Source organism: Streptomyces sp. NBC_01006 (assembly GCF_045162725.1).
Lineage (GTDB): Bacteria > Actinomycetota > Actinomycetes > Streptomycetales > Streptomycetaceae > Streptomyces.
Genome location: NZ_CP108700.1, coordinates 2,949,023 through 2,972,512, shown reverse-complemented (window position 1 = coordinate 2,972,512; position 23,490 = coordinate 2,949,023). Strand labels below are relative to the sequence as shown.

The following is a 23,490-nucleotide window of genomic DNA, read 5'->3' as shown; positions in this document are numbered from 1 at the left end:
TTGTTCCATTCCGCTTAACCCGTCAAAGCTACCGTGTGCCGCGTGCGGATCCGGCGGACCGACCCCCGGCGTGCATACTTCTGAGGTAGAGGTGTGTGGCGGGTCCGGTCGCCGACAATCACCCGTTCGGACCCAGCAGGAAGTGTTCATGACGAAGCTGTCCGTAGTAGTCCCTTGCTACAACGAAGAAGCCGTGATCGATCGCTTCGACCTGGAGATCCGCAGGGTCCTGGACTCCCTGCCCGTCGAGTACGAGGTCTGCTACGTCGACGACGGCAGCCGTGACGGAACTCTCGTCAAGCTCCGCGAGATCGCCGCCGAGCACGGGGATCGCACCCGGTACGTTTCCTTCAGCCGCAACTTCGGCAAGGAGGCCGGCATGCTCGCCGGCCTGCGCGAGGCCACCGGCGACGCGGTCGTGATCATGGACGCCGACCTCCAGCACCCGCCGGAGCTCATCGCCACCATGCTCGACTACTACCGGCAGGGCCACGACCAGATCATCGCCCGCCGCACCCGCGAAGGCGACAAGAAGGTCCGCTCCGCGCTCAGCCGCCTCTACTACCGCGGCGTCAACCGCTGGGTCGACGTGGAGCTCACCGACGGCGTCGGCGACTTCCGGCTGCTGTCCCGGCCGGCCGTGGACGCGCTGCTGTCCCTGCCGGAGTACAACCGCTTCTCCAAGGGGCTCTTCTCCTGGATCGGCTTCGACACGGTCCACTTCGACTACCGCAACGCCCAGCGCGAGGCCGGCGAGACGAAGTGGAAGTTCGGCTCCCTGCTGAACTACGCCATGGACGGGCTGATCTCCTTCAACAACCGGCCGCTGCGCATCGGAATCTGGGCGGGCGTGTCGCTGGTGGGCCTGGCCGCCCTCTACGCGCTGTGGATCGCCATCATGGCCATGACCCACGGCGTCACCGCTCCCGGCTACGTGACCCTCGTCGCGATCATCGTCGGCATCGGCGGCGTTCAGATGATCATGCTGGGTCTGATCGGCGAGTACATCGGCCGCATCTACTACGAGACCAAGCGCCGCCCGCACTTCCTGGTGAAGGAGGCGCACGGCGCGGACCCGCAGGCCCGGCCCGACGCCGCCGGGGTCCACAGCGCCGCCCGCGAGCGCGGCGGCCTGTCCGCCTCGCGCCTCACGGTCTCCGCCGCCGAGCGCGAGGTGCGCTGAACCATGCGCAGCCAGCTCGGCCAGATCCTCCGCTTCGGCCTCGTCGGCGCCGTCAACACCGGCACCTTCTTCGGCATCTACCTGCTGCTGCACCCGTGGATGCCGTACTTCCTGGCCTACACCCTCGCCTTCCTGCTGGCGATGGTCGGTTCGTTCTTCATGAACACGTACTTCACCTACCGGACCAGGCCCACCTGGAAGAAGTTCCTGCTCTTCCCGCTGACGAACATCACGAACTACGTGATCCAGTCCGCCGGGCTCTACGCCCTGGTGACCTGGGCCGGGCTCGACACCCGGATCGCCCCGCTCGTCGCCGCGGTCGTGGCCATCCCGTTCACGTACCTGCTCTCGCGCAAGATCCTCGTCCCGGGCACGGCCGCCGCGGCCGAGGACCCGGAGCCGGCCCGCAGCGGCTCCGGGGCCTGAGTCCACCGTCTGAAACCCCTGCGCGGGCGCGGCGCCCCACCCCGTAGATTGAGGTGGCAGACGTACCGGCAAGGGGCAAGGGGACAGACGTGTCAGCGGCTAGGCAAGGTGTCGTGGACGCCCGCAGGATCGTGGTCAAGGTCGGATCCTCCTCCCTGACCACCGCGGCCGGCGGACTCGACGCCGACCGGGTGGACGCCCTGGTCGACGTACTGGCCAAGGCGCGCAGCGGCGGTGAGAAGGAGATCGTCCTCGTCTCCAGCGGAGCCATCGCCGCCGGGCTCTCGCCGCTCGGCCTGCGCCGCCGCCCCACGGACCTGGCCCGGCAGCAGGCCGCCGCCAGCGTCGGGCAGGGCCTGCTGGTCGCCCGGTACACGGCCTCCTTCGCCCGGTACGGGGTCCGCGTCGGGCAGGTGCTGCTGACCAGCGACGACACCAGCCGCCGTGCCCACTACCGCAACGCGTACCGGACCCTGGACCAGCTCCTGGCCATGGGCGCCCTGCCGGTCGTCAACGAGAACGACACCGTCGCCACGGACGAGATCCGCTTCGGCGACAACGACCGGCTGGCCGCCCTCGTGGCCCACCTGGTCCGCGCCGACCTCCTCGTCCTCCTGTCCGACGTGGACGGCCTCTACGACGGCGACCCGTCGCTGCCCGGCACCACCCGGATCGACGAGGTGCGCGGCCCCGAGGACATCGCGCACGTCTCGATCGGCAGCGCCGGCAAGGCGGGCGTCGGCACCGGCGGCATGGTCACCAAGGTCGAGGCGGCGCGGATCGCGGCCGCGGCCGGCATCCCGGTCGTCCTCACCTCGGCGAGCCAGGCGGCCGACGCGCTGGCGGGCCGGCTCACCGGTACGCACTTCCACGCCACCGGCCGGCGCTCGGCGGACCGGCTGCTGTGGCTCCAGCACGCCTCGACCCCGCAGGGGCACCTGGTCCTGGACGAGGGCGCCGTACGCGCGGTGACCGAGCGCGGCAGCTCCCTGCTGCCCGCCGGGATCGCGGCCGTAGAGGGCGAATTCGTCGCCGGCGACCCGGTGGAACTGCGCGGGCCCGACGGCCGCGCCGTGGCCCGCGGGCTGGTCAACTTCGACGCCAAGGAACTCCCGCAGCTGCTGGGCCGCTCCACCAGGGAGCTGGCGAAGGAACTCGGCCCGGCGTACGAGCGCGAGGTCGTACACCGCGACGATCTGGTCCTGCTGGAGGGCTGAGGTTCGGTAAAACCGCCGCGCGGCGGGCCGGGGACTGGTCAACTGTGAGGGGCGGACAGGCATGGCGCAGACAGGAGGCGGGCTGGTGAGACGAGCGCTGACCAGCATCAGCGGCGGCGGGGACGACGAGCAGGGCGAAGCCTCCCGTCTCTGGCACGTCACCCTGAGCGTCTCCGGCAAGCCGGCGCCGCTGTCGGAGGTCCGGCGCGGCCTGGAACAGCTGGCGCACGACCACCCCTTCCTCCTGACCAGCCGGTACGCCGACGACCACGCGGAGATCCGGTACTGGGAGGAGGCCCGCGACCTCCACGACGCCGCGGCCGTCGCCCTGCGCCTGTGGGGCGAACACCGCTCCTCGGCGCAGCTCCCGCCGTGGGAGATCGTCGGCCTGGAGGTCATCGACCGCGCGACGTACCACCTCCGAGTGGCAGAGGGCTACGGCCCACCCCCGGCCCACCCGGTCGGAGTCCACCCCTATTGACGCGCCCCTCGCACCGCTTCGCGGGCTTCGGGCCGCTGCGCCGGACTCCGTCCGGCGGGTGGCGGGGCGGGGCCACGGGCGGAGCCGGGGGGCTGGTCCCCTACCCGCAGGGTCGATCACCGGGACCCGCCCACCGGCTGCGCCGTGGCCGTAGGCAGCGAGCCCCCGCTGCCGAGGCCGGGGGCGCCCGGCGCGGCGGCGCTGGGCTCCCGCCCGGGGCGGGCGTCTCGCGGGGTGGAAGGCCCGGCCGGACCCGGCGGGCCGGGGACTACCCTGGGCGGCATGACCTCGCTCGACGCCCCCGCCTCGCCCGTGATCGCCACCGCGCAAGCCGCCCGTACCGCCGCCGCGGCCATCGCCCCCCTCCCGCGATCCGCCAAGGACACCGCGCTGCTGGCCATCGCGGACGCGCTGGTGGCCCGTACGGCCGAGATCGTCGAGGCCAACGCCACCGACATCGCCAAGGCCCGCGAAGCCGGCACCAGCGAGACCGTCATCGACCGCCTCACCCTCACCCCCGACCGCGTCGCGGCGATCGCCTCCGACGTCCGGGACGTCGCCGCCCTCCCCGACCCCGTCGGCGAGGTCGTCCGCGGCTCGACCCTCCCCAACGGGATCGACCTCCGCCAGATCCGCGTCCCGCTCGGCGTCGTCGGCATCATCTACGAGGCCCGCCCCAACGTCACCGTCGACGCCGCCGCCCTGTGCCTCAAGTCCGGCAACGCGGTCCTCCTGCGCGGCAGCTCCTCCGCCTACGCCTCCAACACCGCCCTCGTCGCCATCCTCCGCGACGCCGTCGAAAGCGCCGGCCTGCCCGCTGACGCGATCCAGCTCGTCCCGGGCGAGTCCCGCGACTCCGTCCGCGAGCTGATGCGCGCCCGCGGCCTCGTCGACGTCCTCATCCCGCGCGGCGGCGCCTCCCTCATCAAGACCGTCGTCGAGGAGTCCATCGTCCCGGTCATCGAGACCGGTACCGGCAACTGCCACGTCTACGTGGACGCCCAGGCCGACCTCGACATGGCCGTGGACATCCTCGTCAACTCCAAGGCCCAGCGGCCCTCGGTCTGCAACTCCGCCGAGACCCTCCTCGTCCACCGCGACATCGCCGACGCCTTCCTGCCGCGCGCCCTCGACGCCCTCGCCGACGCCGGCGTCACCGTCCACGGCGACGACCGGGTCCTCGCGGCCGCCGAGCACTCCAAGGTCACCGCGCTGCCCGCCACCGACGAGGACTGGGCCGCCGAGTACCTCTCGTACGACATCGCCGCCGGGGTCGTGGACTCCCTCGACGACGCCGTCGCCCACATCCGCCGCTGGACCTCCGGCCACACCGAGGCGATCGTCACCACCTCGCAGGCCGCCGCCCGCCGCTTCACCCAGCTGGTCGACTCGACCACGGTCGCCGTAAATGCGTCCACCCGGTTCACGGACGGTGGACAGTTCGGCTTCGGCGCCGAGATCGGAATCTCCACCCAGAAGCTGCACGCCCGAGGCCCTATGGGCCTTCCGGAGCTGACCTCCACCAAGTACATCGTCACGGGCGACGGTCACGTCCGGTAGTCGGACCCCGCACACCGGGTGGCCGGAATTCGGCTCACACCCTGCCCAAAGCGGTCCCCCCGGTCTACGCTGGTGCTGTGCCGGACGACGTGGGGGGCAAGTTCCCGGACGACGGGGAGCCCGACAACGACGACCGCGGAGGCGCGGATCAGGACTTCGCCTCCGTGGTGTTCGACGAGGACTTCGTCCGGAGCGCCGAGATCCATGAGCCGAGCGCCGCGGAACGCCAGCGGGCCGCCGACCGGGCACGCGCGGAGGCGGAAGCCGCCCGCGCCGTCGCCGGCGGCTGGACCTCCGACGACGACTACGACGGCTACGGCTACGGCCGCCCCGACGGGTACGGCATCGACGAACCCGGCTGGGAACACGGCCCCGGCTACGCGGAGGGTCCGTACGGTGCCTACGGCGGCGCGCTGCGCCCCTACCGGGGCCGCTCGCCCTGGCTGCGCCCGGTCGCCTGGGTGCTCGCCTTCGTGATGGGCCTCGGCATGGTCGCCCTGGCCTTCAGCGCCGTCTACCGCAGCGCATCGAGCGACGCGGACCACACGCCCGCTCCCGCCACCACCCCGCTCACGGAAGTCAGTGGCGCCGGAGCGTTTACGTACCCCGTCGGCCGCCAACCCTGAAGGTACGACCCCACTCGCGTTCGCCGGAGCTGGGGGCTTCTCTGAAGCGGGGACAGCGGGGAGAAGCGATGGCCGTGCCAGGAGATCCACCCGACGGCACCCCCGAGGGCATCGGCGGGGGCGACGAGGAGTTCCGGTCAGACGAGTTCAGGTCGGACGAGTACCGGTCGGTGGTGTTCGACGAGGACTTCGTCCGGGCTGCCCGGCTCCAGGAGTTCTCCGCCCAGGAGCGCATGGGCGAACACGCACGGGCCGTACGCAGCCGGTCCATCTGGTCCGGCGGCTCCTCCTCCGGGCCCAGGACCAGCACGCCCGGCCGCGGCGCCCGCCAGGGCATGCTGCTCGTGCTGCTCATCGCCACGGCCTTCGCCGTGGCCGTCTACATGGGCCTGAGCAATCCGGCGATCCCCCCGGACACCGGCCGCACCGATCCCCTGATCAGCACGATCGTGCCGCTCGCGCCCGCCGCCGCCGTACCCGGCGGACGCCCCGTCGACCTGTACGCGAAGAGCCCGGCGGCCGACTACCGCGTCGGGGCGGCCGGGATCAGCCTGCCCGCCGCGCGCCGCACCCACCACTTCACCGAGGGGCAGGTCGTCACCGCGCTGTCCATCGCCAAGGACTACCTCGTGCAGTCCTCGCTGGACCCCGACGTGCTTGCCGGAGCCGCCACCCGGCCCGTGCGGGTCCTGCTCGACCCCGATCAGCTGGCGCAGTTCGACCGGAGCATGACCTCGCCCTCCGGCGACGGCCGGCACGCCGCCACCGGCTGGCTGGTCCGCTTCGACCCGGGCACGGCCGCCGTGGCCGACACCCGGGTCCGGGTCAGTGGAACCCTCGCCTTCGAAGAGATCTCCGCAGACGTCCTCGAAGTGATCACCGACCACACCTTCGTGTACGCCGTGCGCCCGGCCACCGGATCCCCCGCCGCCGCAGACGGCGCCTCGCTCTTCACCGTCCGGCGCGAGCTGCGGATGCGCTTCGACACGGAGGACCTCACGGCCCGCCGCGCGGAGCTGGTCTCGGCCTATGTGATGGCCGGGCCGCAGGACTGCTCCACCGAGCCCGCCGAAGGCTTCCGCCCGGTCCTGGCCGGGGCCGGACCGACCACGGTCGGCCCGGCCGCGAGCGATCCGTACGCCAGCGGCACCCCGAGGCGCACCTCCGGGCTGTGCGGCGTACTGGCGCAGCTCACGCCCGACGGGACCGCCCCGGTCAGCCCTGCTCCGTAGCCCCGCCCTTGGCCTGGCCGTTCGCGGTCGAGCCGCCGCCGGCCGCGCCCGTGAACCTGTCGCGCAGCTTGCCGCCGACGTCGGCCGCGCCGCCCGCGATGTCGCCGACCAGCTTGAACAGCGGGTCCTTGCTGTTGCGCACCGCGTCCGCGTAGTGCGAGGCCGACTCGCGGAAGGAGTCCGACACCGAGGTGTCCTTGTCCTCGTCGCGCCGCGGGTAGTGGCCGTCCATGATCCGCTGGTAGTCCCGGTTCTGGGACCACTTCTTCAGCTCGGCCGCCCGCACGGTGGTGAAGGGATGGGTCCGGGGCAGCACGTTGAGGATCTTCAGCACGGAGTCGCGCAGATCGCCGCTCGACTCGTACTCCTCGGCCTGGGCCAGGAAGGAGTCCACGTTCATCTCGTGGAGGTGGTTTCCGCCCGCGATCTTCATCAGGCCCCGCATCGACGCGTTGACGTCCTGCCCGACCAGCAGCCCGGCCCGGTCCGCCGACAGCTCCGACTTGCGGAACCACTCGCGCAGCGCGGTCACGATCGTCATGATCGCCACATTGCCCAGCGGGATCCAGGCCACCTTCAGCGCCAGGCCCGTCAGGAACAGCAGGATCGTGCGGTACACCGCGTGCCCCGACAGGGCGTGGCCCACCTCGTGGCCCACGACCGCCCGCATCTCCTCCTCGTCGAGCAGCTCCACCAGGCCCGTCGTCACCACGATGATCGGCTCGTCCAGCCCGATGCACATCGCGTTCGGCTTCGGGTCCTGCTGCACGTACATCTGCGGGACCTTCTCCAGGTCCAGGATGTAACAGGCGTCGCGGAGCATCTCGTACAGGTGCGGGAACTGGGTCTCGCCCACCCGGACGGACTCCGACAGGAAGAGCAGCCGCAGGCTCCGCTCCGGAAGCAGCCCGCTCAGGGCCTTGAACACGGTGTCGAACCCGCTCAGCTTGCGCAGCGCCACCAGCGCCGAGCGGTCCGCCGGGTGCTCGTACGCGCGCGAGGAAATACCGGGGAACCTCCTGCGATCCCTCGCCGGCACCTTCTCGAACCCGGTCTCCGTCATAACGCCCTCCCCCTTGATCGGCCTGAGTGCTCCTGCGTCTATCCTCTCCAACGCCTGAGTCGGCGTGAGCGTGCCCCAGGCCCCCGCATACGATGTGAGCGAAGTCTCCGCTCGCTCCCCGACTCGATAGGTATCTGCCTGATGAGCCTCTCCTCCACCGCCCACAACCTGGTCGTTCTCGCGTCGGAGGGCGCCGAGCAGCACGGTGGCAACCACGACAGCCTGAACCCGTTCCTGACCGGCGGCGGCGCGCTGTGCATCCTGCTCCTGATGCTCTGGGTGACCACGCGCCTGAACCGCGACCGCTGAACCGGTCGTCACGCACCCGCGCTCGATCGCGGGTCCGCACCGCTCCGCCGGGCCAGTAGGCTCTGCGCTCATGGGAGAGCAGGAGATGCCTACCGGCCCGGTCAAGCGCCGGCTCGGCGTGATGGGCGGGACATTCGACCCGATCCACCACGGACACCTGGTGGCCGCCAGCGAAGTGGCTGCCCTGTTCCACCTCGACGAGGTGGTGTTCGTACCGACCGGCCAGCCGTGGCAGAAGTCGCAGCGCGCCGTGTCCCCCGCCGAGGACCGCTATCTGATGACGGTCATCGCGACGGCCTCGAACCCCCAGTTCTCGGTGAGCCGCATCGACATCGACCGCGGCGGGCCGACGTACACCATCGACACCCTGCGTGATCTGAGCGCCCTCAACGAAGACGCCGACCTCTTCTTCATCACCGGTGCCGACGCCCTCGCCCAGATCCTGACCTGGCGCAACGCCGACGAGCTCTTCTCGCTCGCCCACTTCATCGGGGTCACCCGGCCGGGCCACGTGCTCACCGACGACGGACTCCCCGAGGACGGCGTCTCCCTGGTGCAGGTGCCCGCGCTGGCGATTTCGTCCACGGACTGCCGCACCCGGGTCGCCCAGGGGGATCCTGTCTGGTACTTGGTGCCCGACGGTGTGGTGCGCTACATCGACAAGCGTGAGCTGTACCGGGGAGCCTGAGCTTCCGGAGAGAGGGGCCCCGCGGTGAACGACCGACAGGATCAGTACGACCGGTACGATCCGCTCGCAGCCCAGGAGCAGCAGCTCATCGGCTACGACCCGTACGGGCGGCCGGTGTACGGCCAGGTGCCCGCGCAGCCCGCCCCCGGGCAGCAGTACGAGCAGGCGTACGAGCAGCAGCAGTACGGCTACGACCCCCAGGGCTACGGCCAGCAGCCGCAGCAGGCGTACTACCAGCAGCCGCAGCAGCCGGCCGCCCCGGAGTACGGGCAGCAGCAGTACCCCCAGGCCCCCGCCTACGGGTACGACACGCAGCAGACCGAGCAGTGGATCCCGCAGCAGGCCGCCCCCGAGCCCCCCGCTCCCGCCCCGGCCCCCGCGGCCGAGCCGGAGCCGCCGCGCCCCGACCGGGTCCCGGAACCGCGCCGGCCCGAGGGCGGGCCGTCCGACCCGGACTACCGCACCGAGCAGTTCGCGTTCATCGACCAGCCGGACGAGGACTCCGAGGACGTCATCGACTGGCTCAAGTTCACCGAGAGCCGGACCGAGCGCCGCGAGGAGGCCCGCCGCCGCGGCCGCAACCGGGTGGTCGCCCTGATCGTCGTCCTCGCCCTCTTCGTCGTCGCGGGCGTCGGCTACCTCTGGTACGCGGGCAAGCTGCCGTTCCTCGACGGCCCCGGCCAGAAGAAGGGAGCCGCGGCCGCGTCCGGACCGCAGAAGCGCGACATGATCGTCGTCCACCTGCACAACACCAAGAAGGGCGGCACTTCCACGGCGCTGCTCGTCGACAACGTCACCACCAAGAAGGGCGCCACCGTCCTGCTGCCGAACGCGATGGGCGTCACGAAGGACGACGGCACCGGCACGGCCCTCGGCAAGGCGGTCGAGGAGGGCGGCGTGGGCGTACGGGACTCCCTCGACTCGGTGCTCGGCACCCACATCGGCGGCACCTGGCGCCTGGACACCCCGTTCCTGGAGAACCTGGTCGAGCTGGTCGGCGGCATCGAGACGGACACCGACGTCGCGATCCCGGCCGACGACGCGGCCAAGATCCCGGCCGTGGGGCAGGGCCCGAAGCAGCACCTCAGCGGTGCGATGGCCGTCGCGTACGCCACGTACCGCGGCCAGGGCGAGCCCGAGGCCAAGCAGCTGGACCGGCTCGGCAAGGTGCTCTACGGGGTGCTGCGCAAGGTTCCCGGCGACGCGAAGGCGGCGACCGTCACCGTCGAGAGCATGGGCCAGATCCTCGACCCCGCCCTGAACGCCCAGACCCTCGGCACCCTGCTGGCCAAGCTCGGCGAGCACGCCAAGGAGGGCGCGTACCGCACGGACGTCCTCGCGGTGAAGCCGGACGGCACGCTCACCGACGACGCCAACAAGAACGTCGTCAAGGAGGTGCTCGGCGGCAGCTTCACGGCGGCCCAGGCCGGCGCCGCGCCGCGCGTCGGCCTGAAGGACGCCACGGGCGACGACAAGACGCAGGTCGCGGCGAAGGCGGCGCTGCTGAACGGCGGCTACACCTTCGTGGACGGCGGCAAGGCCGACAAGACCCAGCCCGCCACGCAGATCACGTACCAGGACGACGCGCAGCGGACCAAGGCGGTCGACGTCGCCAAGACGCTGGGCCTGCCGGAGACCGTCGTCAAGAAGGGCGAGAACGCGGTGAACGCCGACGTCGTGGTGACCCTGGGCAAGGACTACAAACCTTCCTGACCAGGCCCGGGCCGGGCCTGACCCGGCCCTCGGGCGGTGCCCCGGCCCGCGCGGGACGCTGCGCGCGGGCGGGGTCGGCGGTACATGAGACCCTTGTATGGATCTGCCCGCCAACCCGAAAGCATGGCCAGTGACCGCCACGGACCGCTCCATCGAGCTCATCACCGCCGCCGCCCAGGCCGCGGCCGACCGGCTCGCGCACGACATCATCGCGTACGACGTCAGCGACGTGCTGTCGATCACCGACGCCTTCCTGCTCGCCTCGGCGCCCAACGACCGCCAGGTCAAGTCGATCGTCGACGAGATCGAGGAGCGCCTGCTCAAGGACCTCGGCGCCAAGCCGGTGCGCCGTGAGGGCGACCGCGACGCCCGCTGGATCCTGCTCGACTACATCGACATCGTCGTCCACGTGCAGCACAGCGAGGAGCGGGTCTTCTACGCGCTGGAGCGCCTGTGGAAGGACTGCCCCGAGATCGAGCTGCCCGAGGACGCCAAGCTCACCAAGGGCAAGGCGGAGGAGCACGCCAAGCTGCGCGAGGCGGCGGGCGACGAGGACCTGGACGGTGATCTGTTCTGAGCGCGACCGCCACCCGCAAGACGGGCCGGAAGATCGTTCTCTGGCGGCACGGCCAGACCTCGTGGAACCTGGAGCGACGCTTCCAGGGCTCCACGGACATCGAGCTGACCGAGACGGGTGTGGCGCAGGCGCGCCGCGCCGCCCGGCTGCTCGCCTCCCTGAAGCCGGCCGCCATCGTCGCCTCGGACCTGCGGCGGGCCTCCGCCACGGCGGCCGAGCTGGCCGCCGTCACGGGCCTGCCCGTGACGCACGACGCCGCGCTGCGCGAGACGTACGCCGGTGAGTGGCAGGGCCTCACGCACGAAGAGATCATCGCGAAGTACGGCGAGCAGTACGCGGCGTGGAAGCGCGGCGAGCCCGTCCGCCGCGGTGGCGGCGAGCTGGAGACCGAGGTCGCCGACCGGGCGGCGCCGGTGGTGCTGGAGCACGCCGACCGGCTGCCGGATGGCGGCACGCTCGTCGTGGTCAGCCACGGCGGAACCATCCGTACGACGATCGGCCGGCTGCTGGGCCTGGACGCGTACGACTGGGAGGGCCTGGGCGGGCTCTCCAACTGCTGCTGGTCCGTCCTCGGCGAGGGCGCGCGCGGCTGGCGTCTGATGGAGCACAACGCCGGCACGCTGCCCGAACCGGTGCTCGGCGACGACGACTGAGCCCGCCTCAGGGCGGCTCCCACCCGGATTTCACTTTCCGGCTGGTCGCAGGCTAGAGTTCTTCTTGTTCGCAGCGCGGAACGCCGGAAACGGGGGAGCGCGGCGGAGAGCGGGGCTATAGCTCAGTTGGTAGAGCGCCTGCATGGCATGCAGGAGGTCAGGAGTTCAATTCTCCTTAGCTCCACAATCAGGATCCCGTCCCCAACAGGGGGCGGGATCCTTCCGTTTGTTCCTTCGGTGCCTGCTGACCTGCCCCGTACCCGCGTGGCAGAATCGGGACCGCCGGAGGGGGAGTCGACGGCCCGACGTGGGAGGGAGTCGCTGACGGATGGGTGCACACCGGCGGCGGTGCGACTGGTGCAACAACGGCACGCCGATCGTGCGGGACATGGACCCGGTCAACCCCGACTACCAGTACTGGTGCGAGGAATGCGCGCGGGCGCTGATCATAAAAGGCGACCCGATCGAGACGTACCGCGAGCTGGAAGGGGAGCCGATCTACGGGCGGCTGCTCGACGAGCACTGCACGCTCAAGCGGTTCTACCAGTTCGCGAGAGCGTAGCGACGGGATCCGGGGCGCGGAGCCGCAGCACGGAAGGCGGGCGAACCGGGCGAAATCGAGCGCCCGGAAACCGATTTTTGGACCTGGGCCATGACCGTGTAATGTTCTCGATGTCGCCAGGGGGAACCGGCAAGGGAAACCGAGCAGGGGCCCGGCGGCAGAGAAGCAAGGGGCTATAGCTCAGTTGGTAGAGCGCCTGCATGGCATGCAGGAGGTCAGGAGTTCAATTCTCCTTAGCTCCACAGAAGAGAAGCGGGCCACCCGGATCGGGTGGCCCGCTTCTCGTTGTGCGGAACGGTCGAGCGGTGGTCTGGGCCGCTGCGGTACCCTGGCGCCATGCGTGCCGTACGCCTTCTGCTTACCGAGCCGCGCTGATCAGTACCGACCCTGCGAGACGGTCGGCATCGGCGCGGCGCCCCCTCCTGTGCGAGGGGTTTTTTCGTTTGGGCAGGCAGAGACGGCAGAGACGATCGATGGAGCTTCAGAAATCATGAGCGAGACGAACACCCCGGCCCCCGAGGCGGCCGAGGCGCACCGTTACACGGCTGCCATGGCCGCCGACATCGAGGCACGCTGGCAGGACGTATGGGACGCGCAGGGCACGTACGAGGCCCCGAACCCGACCGGCGACCTGGCCGGTAACGGGTCTTCCCAGGCAGCGGCGCTCGTCGCGCGCCCCAAGAAGTTCATCATGGACATGTTCCCGTACCCGTCCGGTGCGGGCCTGCACGTCGGCCACCCGCTGGGGTACATCGCCACCGACGTCTACGCCCGCCACCAGCGGATGAGCGGCCACAACGTCCTGCACACCCTGGGCTTCGACGCCTTCGGCCTGCCGGCCGAGCAGTACGCCGTGCAGACCGGCACGCACCCGCGCGTCTCCACCGAGGCGAACATCGAGAACATGAAGGTCCAGCTGCGCCGCCTGGGCCTGGGCCACGACAAGCGCCGCTCGTTCGCGACGATCGACCCGGACTACTACAAGTGGACCCAGTGGATCTTCCTGCAGATCTACAACTCCTGGTACGACGCGGACGCGGCCAAGGCCCGCCCGATCGCCGAGCTGATCGCCGCCTTCGAGGACGGCTCCCGTGAGGTTCCCGGGGGCCGCTCCTGGGCCGCCCTGACCGCGGGCGAGCGGGCCGACGTACTGAACGAGTACCGGCTGGCGTACGCCTCGGACGCGCCCGTCAACTGGTGCCCCGGGCTGGGCACCGTACTGGCCAACGAGGAGGTCACCGCGGACGGCCGCTCCGAGCGCGGCAACTTCCCGGTCTTCAAGGCCAAGCTGAGCCAGTGGAACATGCGGATCACTGCCTACGCGGACCGCCTGCTGGACGACCTGGACGCGCTGGACTGGCCCGAGGCCATCAAGCTGCAGCAGCGCAACTGGATCGGCCGCAGCGAGGGCGCCCGCGTCGACTTCGCGGTCGGCGACGACGCCATCACGGTGTTCACCACCCGCCCCGACACCCTGTTCGGCGCCACCTACATGGTGCTGGCGCCCGAGCACGGGCTGGTCGAGAAGATCGTCCCGGCCGCGTGGCCCGAGGGCACGCACCAGCTGTGGACCGGCGGCGCCGCGACCCCCGGCGAGGCCGTGGACGCGTACCGCAGGCAGGCCGCCGCGAAGTCGGACGTCGAGCGGCAGGCCGAGGCCAAGGACAAGACCGGTGTCTTCACCGGCGCGTACGCGGTCAACCCGGTCAGCGGCGACCTGGTCCCGGTCTTCATCGCGGACTACGTGCTGATGGGCTACGGCACCGGCGCCATCATGGCCGTCCCGGCGCACGACGGCCGCGACTTCGAGTTCGCGCGCGCCTTCGAGCTGCCGATGCGCTGCGTCGTGGAGCCCTCGGACGACCGCGACGCCGACCCGGCGGAGTGGGAGGACGCGTTCTCCTCGTACGACGGCACCATCGTGAACTCGACCGGCGAGGGCGTCTGTCTGGACGGCCTGGGCGTCGTCGAGGCGAAGGCCGCCATCACGGCCTGGCTGGCCGAGCAGGGCATCGGCGAGGGGACGGTCAACTTCCGGCTGCGCGACTGGCTGTTCAGCCGCCAGCGCTACTGGGGCGAGCCCTTCCCGATCGTCTACGACGAGGACGGCGTCGCGCACGCGCTGCCCGCCTCGATGCTGCCGCTGGAACTGCCCGAGGTCGAGGACTACTCGCCGCGCACCTTCGAGCCGGACGACGCCACCTCGAAGCCGGAGACCCCGCTGTCGCGGAACGAAGAGTGGGTCAACGTCGAGCTGGACCTGGGTGACGGGCGCGGGGTGCGCTCGTACCGCCGCGAGACCAACACCATGCCCAACTGGGCCGGTTCCTGCTGGTACGAGCTGCGCTACCTGGACCCGAACAACGCCTCGGCGCTGGTGGACCCGGAGATCGAGCAGTACTGGATGGGTCCGCGCGAGGACGCGCCGCACGGCGGCGTCGACCTGTACGTGGGTGGCGCCGAGCACGCGGTGCTGCACCTGCTGTACGCGCGCTTCTGGTCGAAGGTGCTGTTCGACCTGGGCCACGTCTCCTCGGCCGAGCCGTTCCACAAGCTGTTCAACCAGGGCATGATCCAGGCGTACGCCTACACCGACGCGCGCGGTGTGTACGTCCCGGCGGCCGAGGTCGAGGAGCGCGACGGCGGCTACTTCTACCAGGGCGAGCCGGTCAAGCGCGAGCACGGCAAGATGGGCAAGTCCCTGAAGAACGCCGTCACGCCGGACGAGATCTGCGAGGAGTACGGCGCGGACACCCTGCGCCTGTACGAGATGGCGATGGGCCCGCTGGACGTCTCGCGTCCGTGGGACACCCGGGCCGTGGTGGGCCAGTACCGGCTGCTGCAGCGCCTGTGGCGCAACATCGTGGACGAGGAGTCCGGCGCGGTCACCGTCGTGGACGGCGAGCCGGGCGAGGACACCCTGCGCGCGCTGCACAAGGCCATCGACGGGGCCGGTGCGGACATGGCGGGGCTGCGGTTCAACACGGCCATCGCGAAGATCACCGAGCTGAACAACTTCCTGACCAAGGCCGGCCGCCCGCTGGAGCGCTCGGTCGCGGAGCGGCTGGTGCTGCTGATCGCCCCGCTGGCCCCGCACATCGCGGAGGAGCTGTGGCACCGCCTGGGCCACACCGACTCGGTGGTCCACCAGGACTTCCCGGTCGCGGACCCGGCGTACGTCGTGGACGAGAGCGTGACCTGCGTCGTCCAGATCAAGGGCAAGGTCAAGGCCCGCCTGGAGGTGCCGCCGGCGATCTCCGAGGGTGACCTGGAGAAGCTGGCGCTGGCCGACGAGGCGGTCGTGGCGGCGCTGGGCGGAGCGGAGATCCGCAAGGTGATCGTGCGCGCGCCGAAGCTGGTGAACATCGTCGTGTGACGGTCGGGAGAGGGTCATACGTGACAGGCCGTGTCACGTATGACCCTGCTGGCCGGGGTCTAGGGGTTGTCCCGTACGGGCAGGTTGGGGGTTCGATTGGAACCCCCGACCTGCCCGTGGCGTTTACGGTGGAGGGGACGGAGACGGCAGGGGAAGGGAGCCTCTCATGGAGGCGGGCGCGTTGATCATCATCTTTGCCCTGTTGGTGTTGTTCGCCTTCCTGGGGCTGGGTGCCTGGGCGACCGTGAAGGCGGTCGGCGCGGCGAAGCGCGGCGTGGACCGCACGATCTCGCAGGCCCGCCGGACCGTGGAGGACACCGCGCTGAAGGCGAAGAGCTTCGGGCAGGTGGGCGTGGCAGGGGCGCTGGCGCAGTTGCGGCTGGACCTGCGGACGTCGATGCGGGCCACGCAGCAGGCGCTGTACCAGGGGGTCCAGGCGGATGCCTCGCTGAAGGAGTCGATCGGGCTGTTCGAGCGACTGAGCGCGCACGGACACGAGCTGGACGACGAGCTGAAGCGGCTGGAGCAGGAGCCGGACCGGGGGCGGATCGGCGCGATGCTGCCGGAGCTGAAGGAACGGACCGCCAAGATCACGGAGGCGGCGGATTCGCTGCGGTGGGCCGCCCGCGACCGGGCGCGGCGCTTCGCCGAGGACGACCTGTCGGCGCTGTCGGCACAGATCGAGGTCGAATCGGGGGCGCTGCGGGACTGGTCCCGGGAATCGGTGGACGACCTGGCGGCGGCGGCCGCGGCGTGGGACGCGCAGCAGCCGTCCGCGGGGCGGGCTCCGGAGCCGCCGGCGGCCCTGAACCCGAAGCCTCCGCAGACCGGCTACCCGTGGCAGAAGGCGCCGCGGCCGGAAACGACGACCTGAGCGGCGTGCACTGAGCGGCGTGCGCTGAGCCGCGGACGCAGAGCGGCGGCCTCTCGGCACCCTTCCCGTCCCCCTGGCCAGGGGTCGGGCTGCCGTCGTGCCCCCACGGGCGGTAACCTCCGGCTCATGTCCCGCCATGTCGCGATCGTCACCGATTCCACGGCCTACCTGCCCCAACCGGCCATGACGCGGCACGGAATCACCTCCGTCCCGCTGACCGTGGTCCTCGGCGACGAGGCGCTTGAGGAGGGGACCGAGATCTCGGCCCGCAGCCTCGCCCTGGCGCTGCAGAAGCGCCGCCCGGTCACCACCTCCCGGCCCAGCCCGGAGGAGTTCGTACGGGCCTACCAGGCGGCCGCGGAGGCCGGCGCGACCGCCATCGTCAGCCTGCACCTGTCCGCCGAGTTCTCCGGCACCTACGATGCCGCCGTCGTCGCCGCCAAGACCGCCCCGGTGCCCGTCCGCGTCGTCGACACCGGCATGGTCGCGATGGCCCTCGGGTTCTGCGCCCTCGCCGCAGCCGAGGTGGCCGAAGCGGGTGGTTCCGTCGACGAGGCCGTGGCCGCCGCCGAGAAGCGGGCCGCCGACATGTCCGCGTACTTCTACGTCGACACCCTCGACTACCTGCGCCGAGGCGGCCGCATCGGGGCCGCCCAGGCCCTCCTCGGCTCGGCCCTCGCCGTCAAGCCGCTGCTCACCCTGCAGGGCGGGCGGATCGAGATGCTGGAGAAGGTGCGCACGGCCTCCAAGGCCATCGCCCGCCTGGAGGAGCTGGCCGTGGAGCGGGCCGGGGCGGGCAGCGTCGACGTGGCCGTGCACCACCTCGCGGCGCCCGAGCGGGCCGAGAAGCTCGCGCAGCGGCTGCGCGAACGCATCCCCGGCCTGGTCGAACTGCACGTCAGCGAGGTCGGCGCGGTGATCGGCGCGCACACGGGGCCGGGGCTGCTGGCGGCGGTCGTCTCCCCCCGCTGATCACCGGAACGAGTGGCGGAGTTATCCACAACGGCTGGGATTTCCACCGGAATTGATAAGTCCGAACTGGGGTCGGGATTCGCCCCTACCGTCGTGCCATGACTCTTCGCACACGTATCTCGCCCTCCTCCGGAGCCACCAGCGGTCCCGGCCGGTCCCGTCTCTCGGACGGGCGGCTGCGCCACCGCCGGGGGCGTCCGCGGCCGCACCACCCCGAGCCCGCTGAGGTGCGCCGCCGGGCCGAAACCCTGCTCGGCAGCGCCGGCGGGCCGCCGCCATCGTCGCCGCCATCGCCACCGCCCGAGGCGGTGCCGCCGGCGCCGCCGGGCCCGGGGCCCGTCATCCGGTCCGTGGCCGATCCGCCGCCCCGCGAGACCCCGGTGGGGATCCCGCTGTCCGGGCAGGCACCGCTGTCCGGGGGAGCCGTGCTGCGGCTCGCGGTGAGGGAGCGGCTGCCGGTGTGGCTGCAGGCCCGGTGTGCGGTGGAGCCGCGCACGGTGGCCGCCGTGGGGGTGGTGCTGGCCGCCGCCGTCGCCTTCGGGGCGCAGCAGTTCTGGACCGCCCGGCCGCAGCCGGTGGCCGCGCCCTCGGTGGTCACCCCGGCGACGGCACCGGCTCCGGCGCCGGGCCCCGGGGCCCCCGCCGCCGCTGCCGGAGGTGCAGGTACGCGGATCGTGGTGGATGTCAGCGGCAAGGTGCGTGACCCCGGTGTGCGGCGGCTGCCCGCCGGGTCGCGGGTCGAGGACGCGCTGGCCGCCGCGGGGGGAGTACGGCCCGGTACGGACACCACCGGGCTCAACCGGGCCCGGGTGCTGGTCGACGGCGAGCAGGTGGTGGTGGGCGCCCCGGCGCAGCCCGCCCTGGGCGGGCCGGGTTCCGGCGCCGGCCCGGGCACGGGCGCCGGCGGCGGCGCCGGGCCGCTGAGTCTCGGCACGGCCACCGTGGAGCAGCTGGACGGCCTGCCCGGGGTCGGCCCGGTGCTGGCGCAGCACATCGTGGAGTTCCGGACCGCCCGCGGCGGCTTCCGTTCGGTGGAGGAGCTCCGGCAGGTCGACGGCATCGGTGAGCGGCGCTTCGCCGATCTGCGCAAGCTGGTCCGGCCGTGAAGCGCCCCGAGGGGCCGGGCCCGCTGGATCTGCGCCTGGTCGTACCTGCGATGGCCGCCTGGGCGGCGGCCGCCCTCGCCCTCGACGCACCGGCCGGCTGGGCCGCCGCCGGGGCCGGGCTCGGGGTCCTCGGCGCGGGGCTGCTGCTCCTGGCCGCCTGCCGGCGTCCGGAGCCGCTGTGGCGGATCGGCACGGCCGCGGCCGCCGCCCTGCTCTGCGCGGCCGCCGGGGCCGGGGTGGCGGGCCTCCAGCGTGCCGAGGCGCGGGCCGGGCCGGTCGTGGGGCTCGCGGGGGAGCACGCCAGGGTCCTCGCCGAGCTCACCGTCGGCTCCGACCCGCGGGCCACCCGCGGAGGGAGCGGCCCGCCCGTGGTGGTCCTGGACGCGGTACTGACCCGGGTGACCAAGCCCGACGGCGCGCAGACCCGGGTCGAGACCCCCGTACGGGTGCTGGCCGGGCATCCGCAGTGGGCCCGGCTGCAGCCCTCCACCCGGGTCGCGGTCGTCGCCCGGCTGGCCCCGGGCCGGGCCGGGGAGCGGGCCGTAGCGCTGCTGCGCCCCGCGGGGGACACCCCGCCGCGGGTGACCGGCGGGCCCGACACCGTCCAGCGGATCGCCGGGAGGCTGCGGGCCGGGCTGCGCGAGGCCACCGAGGGGCTCGCCCCCGACGCCCGGGCCCTGCTGCCGGGGCTGGTCGTCGGGGACACCTCCCGGGTGCCGCCCGACCTGGACGAGGCGTTCCGGGCCACCGACCTGCTGCATCTGCTGGCCGTGTCCGGGTCCAACCTGACCGTGGTGCTGTTCCTGCTCATCGGCCCGCCCGCCGCCGCGCAGCGCGCCGAGCGGGGCGGGCTGGCACCCCGCCTCGGGCTGTCCCTGCGGGCGACGGCCCTGTGCGGGACGGCGCTGACCCTGGCGTTCGTGGTGGTGTGCCGGCCGGAGCCGAGCGTGCTGCGGGCCGCGGCCTGCGGGGCGATCACCCTGCTGGCCATCGCCACCGGGCGGCGCAGATCCCTGATCCCCGCCCTGGCGGCGGCCGCCCTGCTGCTGGTGCTCCACGACCCGTGGCTCGCCCGCAGCCCCGGCTTCCTGCTCTCGGTCCTGGCCACCGGGTCCCTGCTCACGCTGGGCCCGCGCTGGAGCGCAGCCCTGCGGCGGCGCGGGATGCGGCCCCGGCTCGCCGAGGCGCTCGGCGCCGCAGCGGCCGCCCAGGCGGTCTGTGCGCCGGTGGTCGCCGTGCTCTCGGCCCGGGTGAGCCTGGTCGCGGTGCCCTGCAATCTGCTCGCCGAGCTCGCGGCGGGCCCGGCGACCGTGCTCGGCTTCGCGGCGCTCGCGGCGGCCCCGCTGTGCATGCCCGTCGCCGAGCTGCTCGCCCGGTGCGCGGGGGTGCCGGCCGGTTGGATCGCCGGCGTGGCCCGGGCCGGGGCGCGGCTGCCGGGCGCGGAGCTGGCCTGGCCGGGCGGGCTGACCGGGGGGCTGCTGCTGGCCGCCGCCACCGTGGCCGTCGTGGGGCTCGGCGCGCGGATCCGACGCCGGCCGTGGGTGTGCTCCGCACTGGCCGTGCTGCTGCTCCTGGCCGTGCTGCGGCCGCCGCAGTTGACCCGTACGCTCACCCGCTGGCCGCCGCCCGACTGGAGCTACGTGCAGTGCGCGGTGGGCCAGGGCGACGCCGCCGTACTCGCGGTCGGCCCGGGCACGGCCGTGGTGGTGGACGCCGGCCCGGAGCCGGGCCCGGTGGACGCGTGCCTGACCGCCCTCGGGGTGCGCCGGGTACCGCTGCTCCTGCTGACGCACTTCCACGCCGACCACGTCGGCGGCCTGTCCGGGGTGCTGCGCGGCCGGGCCACGGGTGTGATTCAGACCACCACGCTGGAAGAGCCGACCGCTCAGGCCGAGTTCGTCCGGCGGACCGCGGCGGCGGCGCACGTACCCGTCGTGGCGGCCTCGGCGGGCGAGCGGAGGCGGGCCGGGCCGCTGGACTGGCAGGTGCTGTGGCCCTCGCCCGACGGCCCGCGTCCGGAGGGCCCCAACGACGCCAGCGTCGCCCTGCTGATCCGTGCCGCGGGCCTGACCCTCCTGCTGCTCGGCGATCTCGAACCGCCTTCGCAGGAAGCCCTTTTGATGGCCCATCCGGAACTGGGGCCGGTCGACGTCCTCAAGGTCGCCCATCACGGCTCCGCCCACCAGGACCCCGGCCTCCAGGGCCGGATCCGGCCCCGGCTCGCGCTCGTCCCGGTCGGCGAGGGCAACCGCTACGGGCACCCCGCACCGGGCACGCTCGCCCGGCTGCGGGCCATGGGCGCGACCGTGCTGCGCACCGATACCGACGGTTCGATCGCCGTCGCCGGGAGCGGCCCGGGGATGCGGGCGTTCCCCTCACGTCGTCGTCGGCGACGACACGGGCATACCGGACACCGCCTTTCCGTTTGCCCGCGGCCCGACAGCATGATCGAATGCGTCTTCGCCAGAGCGGTACAAGTCCACACAGCACGGGGGTGCATCAACCATGTTCGGTCGCCGAAGGGGGATGGAGACGGCCGGAAGCGCCGGTCAGCACACATCCGCGACACTGACGCTGCCTCATACGGCGCGGCTGCTCAGCTGTCGTGTCCTCGATACGGTCCACCAGCCGGTCAGACAGGCCAGGTTCGAGGTGACCGACCCGATCGGCCGGCGCGTCGTCAGCGGCGAGACCGACCCGTACGGCGGGTTCACCGCGGCCGTTCCGGAGGGCGAGTACCGACTCTCCGTCACCGCCGAGGGCTATGCGCCGTTCCACGGGGCGACGCTGGTGGGGGACCCGGCGCAGCCCGGCACCGGGGAGATCGTCCTCGACGCGGTGGAGCCGCCGCTGCTGCCGGCGCCGGGCCACTGGGAGCTCGACCCGGCGCATTCGTCCATCGCCTTCACCGCGCAGCACATCGGCTTCGCCCGGATCCGCGGCCGGTTCAACACCTTCGCCGGCGGGGTGCGGATAGCCGACCGCATGGAGGACTCCTCCATGCACGTGATCATCGACGCGGCGAGCATCGACACCGGCCTGCGGATGCGGGACGACCACCTGCGGTCCGGCGACTTCCTGGACGCGGCCCGGCATCCGACGGTCGAGTTCTACAGCGAGCGGTTCATTCACCGCAGCGGCAGCCGCTGGACCGTCGCGGGCGCCCTGACCCTGCACGGGGTCAGCCGCTCGGTGACGCTGGACACCGACTACCTGGGCCTCGGCACCGGGTTGGAGGGCGAGCCGCGCGCGGCCTGCCGGGCGACCGCCGAACTGCACCGCGAGGACTTCAGCCTGAACTGGCAGTCCGTACTGGCCCAGGGGATAGCGGCGATCGGTTCGAGCGTGGAAGTGGTGCTGGACGTCCAGATCGTGCACAAGGCCTAGGGGCGGCCCGCGAGGGGGTTGCGGGGGCTACGGGGTTTCCAGCCAGCCCTCGTACTCGGCGGCGAGGCCGTCCAGCACCGTGGCGTCGAGCCGTTCCTGCGGGTCCTCGACGACCACCAGCCACTGGGCGTCCTCGGCGTCGTCCTCACCGGCGAGGGCGTCGCGCAGCAGCTGCGGCTCCTCGGGGAGGCCGAAGCGGTCGACCGCCTCCTGGGCCACCTCCTCGGCGGCGTCGCGGTCGGGCAGCACCAGTACATGTCGCACGTTCACCCGGCCATTCTCGGGGATGCGGTGGGGGAGGCCGCCGTGCGGGGGGCTGTCAGTGCGGCGTGGGATGCTGGACACGATGGCCACCAGGAAGAACTCCACCGACGATCCGCTCGCCCCGCTCACCCTCGCGGTGGGGCAGGAGGACCTGCTGCTCGACCGCGCCGTACGGGAGGTGGTGGCGGCCGCCCGGGCCGCCGACGCCGACACGGACGTGCGCGATCTCGCATCCGAGCAGCTCCAGCCCGGCACGCTCGCCGAGCTGACCAGTCCCTCGCTCTTCTCCGAGCGCAAGGTGCTGGTCGTACGCAATGCGCAGGACCTGTCCGCGGACACGGTCAAGGAGGTCAAGGCGTACCTCGCGGCGCCGTTCGAGGAGATCATCCTCGTGCTCCTCCATGCGGGCGGGGTCAAGGGCAAGGGGCTGCTCGACGCGGCCCGCAAGGCCGGGGCCCGGGAGATCGCCTGCCCGAAGATGACGAAGGCGGCGGACCGGCTGGCGTTCGTGCGGGGCGAGTTCCGCACGCTGGGCCGGTCGGCGACCCCGGAGGCGTGCCAGACGCTGGTCGACGCGATCGGGAGCGATCTGCGGGAGCTGGCGAGTGCCGCCGCGCAGCTGTGCGCGGACGTCGAGGGCACGATCGACGAGGCCGTGGTCGGCCGGTACTACACGGGCCGGGCCGAGGCCTCCAGCTTCACGGTCGCCGACCGGGCGGTCGAGGGGCGGGCGGCGGAGGCCCTCGAAGCACTGCGGTGGTCGCTGTCCACGGGAGTGGCGCCGGTGCTGATCACCAGCGCGCTCGCGCAGGCGGTGCGTGCCATCGGCAAGCTGGCCTCCGCCCCGCGCGGAGCCCGCCCGGGTGATCTCGCCCGGGACCTCGGGATGCCGCCCTGGAAGATCGACCGGGTCCGCCAGCAGATGCGGGGCTGGTCGGCGGACGGCGTCGCGGACGCCCTGCGGGCCGTGGCCGCGGCCGATGCGGGCGTCAAGGGCGGCGGCGACGACCCGGAGTACGCCCTGGAAAAGGCGGTCGTGGCCGTGGCCCGCGCAGCACGCCCCCAGCGCCGCTAGCCTCCGGCCGACCGCCCGCCGACCGTCCCGCGCCGGGCAAGGCGAAGGCCCCGGGGGCCGCCCTGGGGAAGGGTGGCTCTCGGGGCCTTCGGTTACTTCTTGTTGCGCCGCACCCGCGTGGCGAACGCTTCGTGTGCGGCGCGGGG

Annotated in this window: 21 protein-coding genes, 2 tRNA genes and 1 pseudogene; 22 read left to right on the top strand and 2 right to left on the bottom strand. The window is 72.6% G+C overall.

Annotation, left to right across the window (positions count from 1 at the left end):
- Positions 1-148: 148 nt before the first annotated feature.
- From OG509_RS13525 to OG509_RS13495, 7 genes are all read left to right on the top strand, one after another.
- Positions 149-1,183 (top strand): glycosyltransferase family 2 protein, encoded by a 1,035-nt coding sequence (locus OG509_RS13525; RefSeq protein ID WP_406182769.1) that lies wholly within the window; start codon positions 149-151, stop codon positions 1,181-1,183.
- A 3-nt stretch (positions 1,184-1,186) separates the two neighbouring features.
- Complete coding sequence (locus OG509_RS13520; RefSeq protein WP_406182767.1) at positions 1,187-1,609, top strand: GtrA family protein; 423 nt, start codon at positions 1,187-1,189, stop codon at positions 1,607-1,609.
- Positions 1,610-1,698: 89 nt separating this feature from the next.
- A complete protein-coding gene (proB, locus tag OG509_RS13515; protein ID WP_030159336.1) occupies positions 1,699-2,826 on the top strand; it encodes a glutamate 5-kinase in 1,128 nt (375 codons plus the stop codon).
- A 61-nt stretch (positions 2,827-2,887) separates the two neighbouring features.
- Positions 2,888-3,307: a hypothetical protein gene (locus tag OG509_RS13510; protein ID WP_078988072.1), complete on the top strand. Its 420-nt coding sequence runs from the start codon at positions 2,888-2,890 to the stop codon at positions 3,305-3,307.
- A 282-nt stretch (positions 3,308-3,589) separates the two neighbouring features.
- A complete protein-coding gene (locus OG509_RS13505) occupies positions 3,590-4,867 on the top strand; it encodes a glutamate-5-semialdehyde dehydrogenase (protein ID WP_387289213.1) in 1,278 nt (425 codons plus the stop codon).
- A gap of 77 nt (positions 4,868-4,944) precedes the next feature.
- On the top strand, positions 4,945-5,493 hold the full coding sequence (locus OG509_RS13500; protein WP_385583380.1) for a hypothetical protein: 549 nt from the start codon (positions 4,945-4,947) through the stop codon (positions 5,491-5,493).
- 68 nt (positions 5,494-5,561) lie between these two features.
- Positions 5,562-6,725, top strand: coding sequence for a hypothetical protein (locus OG509_RS13495; RefSeq protein WP_406182765.1), 1,164 nt, complete (start codon positions 5,562-5,564; stop codon positions 6,723-6,725).
- Here the strand turns inward: OG509_RS13495 and OG509_RS13490 are convergent.
- Positions 6,709-7,788, bottom strand: coding sequence for a M48 family metallopeptidase (locus tag OG509_RS13490; protein ID WP_406182763.1), 1,080 nt, complete (start codon positions 7,786-7,788; stop codon positions 6,709-6,711). The genes OG509_RS13495 and OG509_RS13490 overlap by 17 nt on opposite strands.
- Before the next feature lie 141 nt (positions 7,789-7,929).
- Here OG509_RS13490 and OG509_RS13485 point away from each other — a divergent pair, with 141 nt between their 5' ends.
- The 14 genes and pseudogenes from OG509_RS13485 (at position 7,930) to OG509_RS13420 (ending at position 22,005) form a co-directional block, all read left to right on the top strand.
- Positions 7,930-8,097: a hypothetical protein gene (locus OG509_RS13485; protein WP_376202917.1), complete on the top strand. Its 168-nt coding sequence runs from the start codon at positions 7,930-7,932 to the stop codon at positions 8,095-8,097.
- Positions 8,098-8,167: 70 nt separating this feature from the next.
- Entirely contained in the window at positions 8,168-8,785 is a 618-nt protein-coding gene (gene nadD, locus OG509_RS13480; RefSeq protein WP_030862415.1) for a nicotinate-nucleotide adenylyltransferase, read from the top strand.
- Positions 8,786-8,809: 24 nt separating this feature from the next.
- On the top strand, positions 8,810-10,498 hold the full coding sequence (locus OG509_RS13475) for an LCP family protein (RefSeq protein WP_406182761.1): 1,689 nt from the start codon (positions 8,810-8,812) through the stop codon (positions 10,496-10,498).
- A gap of 130 nt (positions 10,499-10,628) precedes the next feature.
- Positions 10,629-11,075: a ribosome silencing factor gene (gene rsfS, locus OG509_RS13470; protein WP_053689035.1), complete on the top strand. Its 447-nt coding sequence runs from the start codon at positions 10,629-10,631 to the stop codon at positions 11,073-11,075.
- Positions 11,072-11,728 carry a histidine phosphatase family protein gene (locus OG509_RS13465; RefSeq protein ID WP_406187570.1) on the top strand — a complete coding sequence of 219 codons (657 nt, stop codon included), beginning with the start codon at positions 11,072-11,074 and terminating at the stop codon, positions 11,726-11,728. The genes rsfS and OG509_RS13465 overlap by 4 nt, the downstream gene beginning before the upstream one ends.
- Positions 11,729-11,839: 111 nt before the next feature.
- Positions 11,840-11,912 (top strand) — tRNA-Ala (locus tag OG509_RS13460).
- A 144-nt stretch (positions 11,913-12,056) separates the two neighbouring features.
- On the top strand, positions 12,057-12,290 hold the full coding sequence (locus tag OG509_RS13455; protein ID WP_008738908.1) for a hypothetical protein: 234 nt from the start codon (positions 12,057-12,059) through the stop codon (positions 12,288-12,290).
- A gap of 169 nt (positions 12,291-12,459) precedes the next feature.
- Positions 12,460-12,532: transfer RNA gene (locus OG509_RS13450), tRNA-Ala, on the top strand.
- Positions 12,533-12,780: 248 nt separating this feature from the next.
- Entirely contained in the window at positions 12,781-15,666 is a 2,886-nt protein-coding gene (gene leuS / locus OG509_RS13445; RefSeq protein WP_406182759.1) for a leucine--tRNA ligase, read from the top strand.
- Positions 15,667-15,832: 166 nt separating this feature from the next.
- On the top strand, positions 15,833-16,540 hold the full coding sequence (locus OG509_RS13440) for a hypothetical protein (RefSeq protein WP_406182758.1): 708 nt from the start codon (positions 15,833-15,835) through the stop codon (positions 16,538-16,540).
- A 126-nt stretch (positions 16,541-16,666) separates the two neighbouring features.
- Positions 16,667-17,512, top strand: a complete 846-nt coding sequence (locus OG509_RS13435) for a DegV family protein (protein WP_385583399.1) — start codon at positions 16,667-16,669, stop codon at positions 17,510-17,512.
- A 98-nt stretch (positions 17,513-17,610) separates the two neighbouring features.
- On the top strand, positions 17,611-18,618 hold the full coding sequence (locus tag OG509_RS13430; protein ID WP_406182756.1) for a helix-hairpin-helix domain-containing protein: 1,008 nt from the start codon (positions 17,611-17,613) through the stop codon (positions 18,616-18,618).
- 50 nt (positions 18,619-18,668) lie between these two features.
- Positions 18,669-20,987: pseudogene (locus OG509_RS13425) on the top strand (ComEC/Rec2 family competence protein); the annotation flags it as partial.
- Positions 20,988-21,123: 136 nt separating this feature from the next.
- Positions 21,124-22,005, top strand: a complete 882-nt coding sequence (locus OG509_RS13420; RefSeq protein ID WP_406182754.1) for a YceI family protein — start codon at positions 21,124-21,126, stop codon at positions 22,003-22,005.
- A gap of 27 nt (positions 22,006-22,032) precedes the next feature.
- Here the strand turns inward: OG509_RS13420 and OG509_RS13415 are convergent, their stop codons facing one another.
- Entirely contained in the window at positions 22,033-22,275 is a 243-nt protein-coding gene (locus tag OG509_RS13415; RefSeq protein ID WP_385583408.1) for a hypothetical protein, read from the bottom strand.
- 76 nt (positions 22,276-22,351) lie between these two features.
- Here OG509_RS13415 and holA point away from each other — a divergent pair, with 76 nt between their 5' ends.
- Complete coding sequence (holA, locus tag OG509_RS13410; protein WP_406182753.1) at positions 22,352-23,344, top strand: DNA polymerase III subunit delta; 993 nt, start codon at positions 22,352-22,354, stop codon at positions 23,342-23,344.
- Positions 23,345-23,490: the final 146 nt, after the last annotated feature.

Coding starts and splice junctions, on each gene's coding strand:
- OG509_RS13525 (WP_406182769.1), top strand. CDS start 149: ATGACGAAGCTGTCCGTAGTAGTCCCTTGCTACAACGAAGAAGCCGTG.
- OG509_RS13520 (WP_406182767.1), top strand. CDS start 1,187: ATGCGCAGCCAGCTCGGCCAGATCCTCCGCTTCGGCCTCGTCGGCGCC.
- OG509_RS13510 (WP_078988072.1), top strand. CDS start 2,888: ATGGCGCAGACAGGAGGCGGGCTGGTGAGACGAGCGCTGACCAGCATC.
- OG509_RS13505 (WP_387289213.1), top strand. CDS start 3,590: ATGACCTCGCTCGACGCCCCCGCCTCGCCCGTGATCGCCACCGCGCAA.
- OG509_RS13495 (WP_406182765.1), top strand. CDS start 5,562: ATGGCCGTGCCAGGAGATCCACCCGACGGCACCCCCGAGGGCATCGGC.
- OG509_RS13490 (WP_406182763.1), bottom strand. CDS start 7,788: ATGACGGAGACCGGGTTCGAGAAGGTGCCGGCGAGGGATCGCAGGAGG.
- OG509_RS13485 (WP_376202917.1), top strand. CDS start 7,930: ATGAGCCTCTCCTCCACCGCCCACAACCTGGTCGTTCTCGCGTCGGAG.
- nadD (WP_030862415.1), top strand. CDS start 8,168: ATGGGAGAGCAGGAGATGCCTACCGGCCCGGTCAAGCGCCGGCTCGGC.
- OG509_RS13455 (WP_008738908.1), top strand. CDS start 12,057: ATGGGTGCACACCGGCGGCGGTGCGACTGGTGCAACAACGGCACGCCG.
- leuS (WP_406182759.1), top strand. CDS start 12,781: ATGAGCGAGACGAACACCCCGGCCCCCGAGGCGGCCGAGGCGCACCGT.
- OG509_RS13440 (WP_406182758.1), top strand. CDS start 15,833: ATGGAGGCGGGCGCGTTGATCATCATCTTTGCCCTGTTGGTGTTGTTC.
- OG509_RS13435 (WP_385583399.1), top strand. CDS start 16,667: ATGTCCCGCCATGTCGCGATCGTCACCGATTCCACGGCCTACCTGCCC.
- OG509_RS13430 (WP_406182756.1), top strand. CDS start 17,611: ATGACTCTTCGCACACGTATCTCGCCCTCCTCCGGAGCCACCAGCGGT.
- OG509_RS13420 (WP_406182754.1), top strand. CDS start 21,124: ATGTTCGGTCGCCGAAGGGGGATGGAGACGGCCGGAAGCGCCGGTCAG.
- holA (WP_406182753.1), top strand. CDS start 22,352: ATGGCCACCAGGAAGAACTCCACCGACGATCCGCTCGCCCCGCTCACC.